The organism is Methylorubrum podarium (assembly GCF_022179745.1).
Lineage (GTDB): Bacteria > Pseudomonadota > Alphaproteobacteria > Rhizobiales > Beijerinckiaceae > Methylobacterium > Methylobacterium podarium.
Genome location: NZ_BPRD01000454.1, coordinates 1 through 6,106 on the forward strand (window position 1 = coordinate 1; position 6,106 = coordinate 6,106).

The 6,106-nt window shown below is 71.1% G+C and carries 5 protein-coding genes; 3 read left to right on the forward strand and 2 right to left on the reverse strand.

The window, feature by feature from the left end:
* A partial coding sequence (locus MFF42_RS20535) for a trans-sulfuration enzyme family protein (protein WP_238257402.1) occupies window positions 1-696 on the forward strand: 696 nt, incomplete at its 5' end.
* Window positions 697-914: 218 nt separating this feature from the next.
* Here the strand turns inward: MFF42_RS20535 and MFF42_RS20540 are convergent.
* On the reverse strand, window positions 915-2,120 hold the full coding sequence (locus MFF42_RS20540; protein WP_283206904.1) for an acyltransferase family protein: 1,206 nt from the start codon (window positions 2,118-2,120) through the stop codon (window positions 915-917).
* Between the two features lie 141 nt (window positions 2,121-2,261).
* On the opposite strand from MFF42_RS20540, the gene MFF42_RS20545 reads away from it, so the two are divergent.
* On the forward strand, window positions 2,262-2,912 hold the full coding sequence (locus tag MFF42_RS20545; protein ID WP_238257404.1) for a hypothetical protein: 651 nt from the start codon (window positions 2,262-2,264) through the stop codon (window positions 2,910-2,912).
* A gap of 39 nt (window positions 2,913-2,951) precedes the next feature.
* On the opposite strand, the gene MFF42_RS20550 is transcribed toward MFF42_RS20545, so the two are convergent.
* Window positions 2,952-3,548: a pyridoxamine 5'-phosphate oxidase family protein gene (locus MFF42_RS20550; protein WP_238257405.1), complete on the reverse strand. Its 597-nt coding sequence runs from the start codon at window positions 3,546-3,548 to the stop codon at window positions 2,952-2,954.
* 379 nt (window positions 3,549-3,927) lie between these two features.
* Here MFF42_RS20550 and MFF42_RS20555 point away from each other — a divergent pair.
* Window positions 3,928-6,106 (forward strand): PAS domain S-box protein (locus MFF42_RS20555; RefSeq protein WP_238257406.1); only part of this gene is annotated, 2,179 nt, incomplete at its 3' end.

Below are 6,106 nucleotides of genomic sequence, written 5' to 3' on the forward strand. Positions count from 1 at the left end.
GAGATGCAGGACGTGCCGGCCATCGCCGAGGCGATGCATGCCCGCGGCGGCACGGTGGTGATGGACAACACCTGGGCGACGCCGCTGCTGTTCCCGCCGCACGAGCGCGGCGTCGATCTCGCGGTGGAGGCCGGCACCAAGTATCTCAGCGGCGGCTCCGACCTGCTGCTCGGCCTCGTCTCGGCCAACGCGAAGCACTATCCGGCGCTCAAGCGCACCTACGAGCACTTCGCCCCCTGCGCCGGTCCCGAGGACATCTTTTTGGGGCTTCGCGGCCTGCGGACCATGGGCCTGCGCCTGCGCGAGCACGGCGCCCGCGGGCTCGCCATGGCCGAATGGTTCCAGGCCCGTCCCGAGGTGCTGCGGGTGCTGCATCCGGGATTGCCGGACGATCCCGGCCACGCGATCTGGAAGCGCGATTTTTCGGGTGCCTCGGGCCTGTTCGGCGTGATCCTCAAGCCCGTCTCGGAGGCGGCGCTCGCCGCCTTCCTCGACGGGCTCGAACTGTTCGGGATGGGCTTTTCCTGGGGCGGCTTCGAGAGCCTCGTCATCCCCTTCGACCCGACCGTCTACCGCACCGCCACCCGCTGGCAGCCGGGCGGCCCGGCGCTGCGCTTCCATATCGGGCTGGAGGATCCGGAGGATCTGAAGGCGGATCTGGAGGCGGGGTTCGCGCGGGTGGCGGCGGTGGGCTGAGGTCGGGATGCAAGCGGTTTGACTGCCGAGGATCGCAGGGGGCGAAGGGCGGGCCTGCAACCCCGATGATCTCGAGGTCGGTTGGCACGATCATTCCGGACATGGCGCGGCAATGACGGAGCGCGGGTCTTCAATCCCTGGGGCTAGAGGTCGGGCACCGCATCTCAGGGGCGAGGTAAGCTTTCGCCGCACGCGGGCCTGTCGAGCCTCGGCATCGCTCAGAGGATCCGGCCGACCCCCGGCAGACGGCGCAGGCATGACGCGCCGGCCCAACTCGCGGCGAGCGCGACGGTGAAGACGAGCGCACCCTTCATCGGGGCGCCGGCCGGCACGGCGAGGAGGCCGTACTGCGTCCAGGTCACGAAGGGGTAGTGCAGCAGGTAGATGGCGAAGCCGTTCGCCGCGAGGCTGTCCCAGGCCGGCGAGCGGCTGCCTCCGAAGCGCAGGAAGAGGGCCGGGAGTGCGAAGCTGGCGGCGGCGCAGAAGGCCGCCTGTGCCGTGCCCGAGACGGCGAGCGCCGCCGCCGGCCCGTGCGGGCCTCCGCGCGCGAACGCCGCCGCCGCGATGAACGCCGCCCCCGTGATCGTGGCGAGGAGGACCCAGACCGCCCACCGGAGCCCGATGGCCAGAGCGAACCGTTTGACGGCTTGCAGACCGCAGCGACCCAATCCGACGCCCGCGGCAAAGTAGCCTGCGTAGAGGCCGATGCGGCTGGCTTGGATGGCGAGCGGGCCGACGGCGAACCAGCGGGTCGGCCCGACCGCGAGGAGCAGGGGCAGGTAGAGCAGGCCGGAGCCGACGAGGAGCCACGTGAAGCCGCCGACCGGGCGCGGCGCGAACGGGCTGGCTGACGGGGCCGCGGTGCGGCCCGACACGAGGACGAAGACGAGTGCGGCGGCCGCGTCGAACGCCAGCAGGACGCCGACGAACCACGGCGGACCACTCGGCCACGGTCCGCCCGTGACCGTTCCGACCCAGAAGTGCCCGAAGCCGGGTGCTCCGCCGGCCTCGAGGAAAGCAGGATAGTAGGCCAGCGGGATGAGCGTCAGCACGGCGATGGCGAAGGGCAAGCCCAGGCGGCGCATCCGCGCGCCGAGGAAGGCGCCAGCCCCGTGGCGGATCAACCCATCCCAGACGAACAGGCCCGAGAGCAGGAAGAGCAGCGGCATGAAGAAGCCGTCGTCCAGGCACACCAGAAGGTCGAAGCCGACCCAGCGCTGCGGATCCACGACGGGCGCGGTGGACAGCGCGTAGTTCTCCCGATCGATGTGGCCGAAGGTGCAGTAGGCAAGCGCCGCGTGATGGAAAACCACGAGGCCGACAACGAAGCCTCGCAGGTGATCGAAGGCCGTCAGTCGTTCGCCCGGCGCGGCGGCTGGCGTTTCGCAAGGCGCGGAGGCGGTATGGCCGATTTTGGCCGCCATCGTGGAGCCGGTGACCGTGAGACCTCTTTGTAGTCCTCGTCGAAGACAAGCTCCAGATGAAACCTGTGCGGTCGCTCACGGCAGAAGCGAACATTGATTTTAGGCAGGAATCAGCTGGCTATGATTGCAAGCGGCCCCCGCATGATCCGCATGACCAAGTCTGCGGTTCCGAAACGAGGCCCTCCAGCACGGGAAAGATTGCCGCCCGGCGGCGCGGCGATTACAACCATTGCGGGGAAATCGCCTTCCGAACGGACGAGTCCGATGCTGCGCATGGCCGCCCTGGCTTGGATCCTCGCCGCGATGCTGACCTCTCCCGCGCTCGTCCGGGCGGAGGATCGGGCACGGGTGGCTCAAACACCGGACCAGCCGACATCCGTGGAGACGGTCAACGGGATCAGGGTCGAGCGGCACGGTACCAGCGTCCTCAAGATCGACACGACGGGGAAAGGCGCCGTCCTCTGCATGCTCGGCCTCTTGGAAGGGGTTGAGAAGATCGGCTCCGGATGCCGCGCCGGGGAGGATCCGGAGTTCCAGCGCGAAGTCCGCCGCTCGATCGAGCGGATCGATCGGTTCGTGGTCGAGAACAGCCGGCCCGGGCTTACCTTGGAGCAGATCACGGCGCAGCGTGCCGCCCGCGACCGGATGGTCGTCCCCCACGTCAGCCTGTGCGCGAAGGATTCCATGCTCGTCTATCAAGCCCTGCGCGCGGGCGGCGCGGACAAGCTTCGTGCGAGCGTGACGGATCTTCTATCGATTCCCCGCGAGCCGGTGATCAACCCCTGCCTGTGATCGCGGGACGCCCTGGAAAAACGGCCATTCCGAGCCGCCTCACGGCACCACCCACGTCCCCCTCCACCCCTCGCCGTCCCGCGAAAAAACCGCCCGCCGGTGCCCGCGCCGGTCGAGGTAGAGCAGATCCATCCGCGCGACGGTCAGCACCACCGCGCAGAATTTCCCGCGACCGAGGCGCGCCTCTGGGTCCTCGTCCGGCAGGGCGTAGGCGTCGCCCGCCGCGAGCGCGGTGCCGGGGGCGGGGTCGATGCCGTAGCAGACCCGGCTCATCGCCAGCGCGGCGGCCCAGGCGGCGTCGGCGACCGCGTCGTCGCGGTGCAGGCGTGCCCGCCCTTCGAGGCGGAGCTGGAGCTTGGCGCGTGCGTCGTAGACGTGGAGGGCGGCGAGCCCGCTGTCGGCGATCTCCCGCGCCTTGTCCGAGCGGCGGTCGCAGTGGAAACGCAAGGTCCCCGCCCCGGTCGCGGCGGCGCGCAGCACCACGGTGCGCAGCCGCGGTTGGCCGGTGGAATCGACGGTGGCCAGCGCGGGCGTGTGGAAGGGGCTGTGCCGGTTCCCCACCCCCTCGGCGAGGCGGCGCCACGCTTCCGCGCGAAACCCGTCGAGGTCGTCGTAGAAGGAAGGCAGCGCGTCCACGAAAAGGACTCCCTCGGGTGTCATGCCCGCGTGTGATGCCGCCGTGCGGGAAGCCCGCCTGACGGCCGCCGGATGCTGGCGCGGCCGGTGCGTCGGCGCAAGGCGCCGACGGTCCCGAGCCGATGGGCGGCCGGCGCGATCAAACATCTTGGCACGGCCGACGGTTAGGGCCATTGCACGCCTCCGTGACGATCCCGGCACCGCTTCTGCATCCGGCGATGGCACGGCTGGCCGGCTACCGCGTTGAACGCTCTCGAACACACGGTCTCGCTTCCATCTTGTCCCCGCACCGGCCCTCCTGTCCGAACCTCCCCCGTCCGCCCATCCCCCGATCCGTCCCGCGTCCCGGCGGGCGGCGGCCGCGCGGGGAACGGGCCGCGTGAGCGCCACCCCCTCCTTCCTCGCTGGCGGCGGCGAGGCCGGCGCGCTGATGCGCGGGCTCGACTGGGCGGCGACGCCGCTCGGGCCGGCGGAGGCGTGGCCGGTCGCGCTCAAGACCCTGGTCGGCGTGATGCTCGGCTCGCAGCAGCCGATGCTGATCGTCTGGGGCGAGGCCCACGTCACGCTCTACAACGACGGCTACGCGCCGATGTGCGGCGCCCGCCATCCGCGCGCCCTGGGCCGCCCCTTCGGCGAGGTCTGGCACGACATCTGGGACCAGGTGGAGCCGATCCTGTCGCGGGCCTATGCGGGCGAGGCCACGCATATGGACGACATCACCTTCACGATGCACCGCAACGGCTACCCGGAGGAGACCCACTTCGCCTTCGGCTACACGCCGGTGCGGATCGAGGACGGCACGGTGGCGGGCATGTTCTGCGCCTGTTCGGAGACCACCGCCGCGGTGCGGGCCGGCCGGCAGATGCAGGCCGAGCGCGAGCGCTTCGCGCGGCTGTTCGAGCAGGCGCCGAGCTTCGTCGCGGTGCTCGACGGGCCCGACCACGTCTTCGCCTTCGCCAACGCCGCCTATCGCGGGCTCGTGGCCCACCGCGACGTCCTCGGGAAGCCGGTGCGCGCGGCCCTGCCGGAGATCGAGGGTCAGGGCTTCTTCGAGCTGCTCGACGAGGTGTTCGCCACCGGCCGCACCCACACCGCGCACGGGGCGCCGGTGACGCTCCTGCGCGTCCCCGGCGGCGTGCCGGAGCGCCGCTTCCTCGATTTCGTCTACCAGCCGATGCGGGACGCGGGCGGGACGATCACCGGCGTCTTCGTCGACGGCTCGGACGTGACCGAGCGGATCACCGGCAACGCGGCGCTCGCCGAGAGCGAGGCGCGCTTCCGCACCATGGCGGACGACGCGCCCGTGATGATGTGGGTCACCGATCCCGACGGCGCCTGCCACTACCTCAACCGGCGCTGGTACGAGTTCACCGGCCAGACCGAGGGGCAGGCGCTCGGTCTCGGCTGGCTCGACGCCGTCCACCCGGACGACCGCGGCTGGTCGGGCGAGACCTTCCTGAGGGCGAATGCCCGGCGCGAGGGCTTCGGCCTCGAATACCGCCTGCGGCGGGCCGACGGCGTCTATCGCTGGGCGATCGACACCGCGAGCCCGCGCTTCGCCGCCGACGGGAGCTTCCTGGGCTATATCGGCTCGGTAGTCGATATCGAGGAGCGCCGCGCCGCCGAGCTGGCGCTCGCCGAGAGCGAGGAGCGCCTGCGCGTCGCGGTGGAGAATGCCGAGGTCGGCTTCTGGGACGTCGATCCGGTCGCCCGCACCCTGTTCTGGCCGGCGCGGGTGAAGGCGATGTTCGGCATCTCGCCCGACGTGCCGGTCTCGATGGACGACTTCTACGCCGGGCTCCACCCGGAGGACAGGCCGAAGACGAGCGCCGCCTACGCCGCCGCGGCCGACCCGGACCGGCGCGCGCTCTACGATGTCGAGTACCGCACCGTCGGCAAGGAGGACGGCCTCGTCCGCTGGGTCGCGGCCAAGGGGCGCGGCGTGTTCGACGCGGACGGCCGCTGCCTGCGTGTGCTGGGCACCGCCATCGACATCACCGCGCGCAAAGCGACCGAGGAGCGCCTCCTCGAGACCACCCGCCGCCTCGACGCGGTGCTCGACAACGCGACGCAGGCCATCTTCATGATGGATGAGCGCCAGCACTGCGCCTACATGAACCGCGCCGCCGAGCGGCTGACCGGCTACACCCTGGAGGAGACCCGGGGACAGGCGCTCCACGACGTCGTCCACCACACCCGGCCCGACGGGAGCCCCTACCCGCTCCACGAATGCCCGATCGATCAGGCGTTCCCCGAGAACAACCAGGAGCAGGGCCAGGAGATCTTCGTCCACCGCGACGGCTCGTTCTACCCCGTGGCCTTCACCGCGAGCCCGATCCGCGACGAGGCCGGCGCGCCGATCGGTACGGTGATCGAGGCGCGCAACATCGAGGGCGAGCTGCGGGCCAAGGCGCAGCTGGAGGCGTTCAACGCGAGCCTGGAGCAGCAGGTCGCGGCCCGCACCGCCGAGCTGATGCGCACCGAGGAGGCCCTGCGCCAGTCGCAGAAGATGGAGGCGGTGGGCCAGCTCACCGGCGGGCTGGCCCACGACTTCAACA

Excerpts from the sequence above, each read along its gene's own strand:
- MFF42_RS20540 (WP_283206904.1), bottom strand. The coding sequence starts at position 2,120 with ATGGCGGCCAAAATCGGCCATACCGCCTCCGCGCCTTGCGAAACGCCA.
- MFF42_RS20545 (WP_238257404.1), top strand. The coding sequence starts at position 2,262 with ATGATCCGCATGACCAAGTCTGCGGTTCCGAAACGAGGCCCTCCAGCA.